The following is a 375-nucleotide window of genomic DNA, read 5'->3' as shown; positions in this document are numbered from 1 at the left end:
CTTCGTCGATCATGTAGACCTTGAAGCGGGCATTGCTGGGCGCGTACACCGCCTGCTCGAGCAGCTGCGCCATTTCGTCGACGCCGCGGTACGAGGCGGCGTGCATTTCTATATAGTCGACGAAGCGCCCGGCGTCGATCGCGCGGCAGGCTTCGCACTGGCCGCACGGCTCGGCCGTGATCCCGCCCTGCCCGTCCGGGCCGGTGCAGTTGAGCGACTTGGCGAGAATACGCGACAGCGTGGTCTTGCCGACGCCGCGGGTGGTCGAGAGCAGGGTCTTCAGGGTCAGGTCCTGGTTGACGCGGTACTTCGCGTCCAGGTCCAGGAAGGCGCCGGAGCCCTGGGCGCCGTCGCGGAAGAAGCCTTCCGAGTTGC

General features: G+C 67.2%; 1 pseudogene. It reads right to left on the bottom strand.

Annotation, left to right across the window (positions count from 1 at the left end):
* Window positions 1-375 (bottom strand): annotated as a pseudogene (locus KVT32_RS29075) (hypothetical protein); the annotation flags it as partial.

The organism is Achromobacter sp. GbtcB20 (genome assembly GCF_019091095.1).
In the GTDB taxonomy this organism is placed as follows: domain Bacteria; phylum Pseudomonadota; class Gammaproteobacteria; order Burkholderiales; family Burkholderiaceae_B; genus Achromobacter; species Achromobacter mucicolens.
The sequence above is the reverse complement of the archived record's forward strand: the minus strand, read 5'-3'. Positions and strand labels throughout refer to the sequence as shown.